Genomic DNA, 1,917 nt, shown 5'->3' with positions numbered 1-1,917 from the left:
CAACCGGACCGTCACCTTCACCCCCACCGCCCCGGCAGGGTCGACGATCACCATCGTCGCCACCTCGGATATCAAGGATCTCTCCGGCAACAGCCTCGTTAACTTCCAAAGCAGATACCAGACGGCGGATGCCGTTCCCGGCAATGCTCCGCAGGTTGTGACCATGCGTCCGGGCAACGGCGCCACCAATATAGCGCCGAACAGTGTGATCACCCTGTTTACCAGCGGCAATCCGCTCAACCCGGCCACGGTGCAGAATGCGCTGCACATAGCCCAGAACGGCATACTGGTTTCGGGAACAGTCCAACTGAGCGGCAACAACCAGGCCATCGAGTTCATCCCGAGCAGCCCCTTTGTCTATGGCGCCGTGGTCCAGGCATTCCTGGACGGTTCAGCACAGGATATCTATGGCAACGCGCTCCAGTCCTTCAGCGGCCAGTTCACGGTCCAGGGGAATCCTGCGTCCACGGCGCCCCGGCTGCTGGCGGCCAACCCGTACAACTGGGCCACCAACATTCCACTGAACGTGGTCCCGCAGTTTGAGTTCGACCAGCCGCTGGCAGCGGCCATGGTAAACGCCACGAACACCCGCCTCATCAGCGGCTGCACCGGCCAGCCTGTGCCGGGGACGGTATCCCTAGTATCGGGTGGTGATGTGTCCGGCGGCAACAATGTGGTCCGGTTCCAACCGCAGAGCCCGCTTGCTACCTGCAGCAGTTACTATTATTTCCAGATTAATAACTTGACGGGTGCCAATGGCGTCGCAGTTACAGGCCAGACCTACTACTTCTACGCGGGCAGTGCCAGTGACACCACCACTCCGGCAATCATGTCGCTGGCGCCAGCCAACGGTTCGACCGGCGTCGGCAGCAACGGGATCGTTGTCGTTACCTTCAATAAGCCGGTCAATTCGATCTCGGTAAACGGCTCGACGGTCAGGATCATCGACGGGTCACAGACGGTGGTGCCGTCGAGCATCAGCTTCGACAGCACCGGCGCCATAGTGACCATCACCCCGCAGGCGCCGCTTGCGGCGAATGCACAGATGACGGTCACGATAAACGGCATCACCGATGCCGTAGGCAACGCGATCGTGCCGGTGACGACCCAGTTCACCACCGGGGCAGGACCGGATACCATGACGCCTGTGGTGCTTGGCAGTAGTCCGGCCGGCGGGACAACCGACGTGCCCACCAATACAGTCATCGTCGTTCAGTTCAACAAGCCGATGGCGCCATCCTCAATCAATGCCAGCACCTTCTATCTCTATGATACACAGACGAGCCAGAAAGTTCCGGGCACGGTCTCCTTCAGCGCCGACCTCACAACAGCCACCCTGGTGCCCAGCGTGCCGCTCTCGGTCGGCCGTCAGTATAGAATCTACAGCAGTGGTGCCACGGACCTTACGGGGAACACTCAGGGTTATTGGAACTATGCCACCTTCACCACCGCCTACGCATCCAGCTCCGCAACCCCGCTGGTGACTGGCATAGACCCGGCAGATGGCCTGACCAGCGTGCCGACCAACACCGTGTTCAAGATCCAGTTCAACGAACCGATCCAGCCGACCTCCATCGGCCAGGTAAGTGTGACAACCGGCGGTCAGCCGGTCGCAGTGACGTCGTCGTTCTCCAACGGCAATCAGTTACTGTCGCTGACTCCGTCGGCACTCCTGTTGCCCAGCACCCAGTATACAATCTCGGTGGCGGGGGTGCAGGACTACGCCGGGCACACCATGGCCACGGCACAGACCTTTACCTTCACCACGGGGCCGACGATTGACGTAGCCCAAGGCACGATCACTGGTGTGAACCCGAATGGATTGAGTGGAATAGGTACCAACGTCACGCCGACGGTGTACTTTAGTGAGCGAGTGAATCCCCTCACACTCACGGCAAGCAACTTCTACCTGTACGA

At 60.3% G+C, this 1,917-nt stretch carries 1 protein-coding gene; it reads left to right on the top strand.

What is annotated here, in order from left to right; translation table 11 throughout:
* A partial coding sequence (locus ET418_RS18000) for an Ig-like domain-containing domain (RefSeq protein ID WP_149310025.1) occupies positions 1-1,917 on the top strand: 1,917 nt, incomplete at both ends.

The organism is Oryzomonas rubra, from assembly GCF_008369015.1.
Classification (GTDB): domain Bacteria; phylum Desulfobacterota; class Desulfuromonadia; order Geobacterales; family Pseudopelobacteraceae; genus Oryzomonas; species Oryzomonas japonica.
This window is presented reverse-complemented; position numbering and strand designations above follow the sequence as displayed.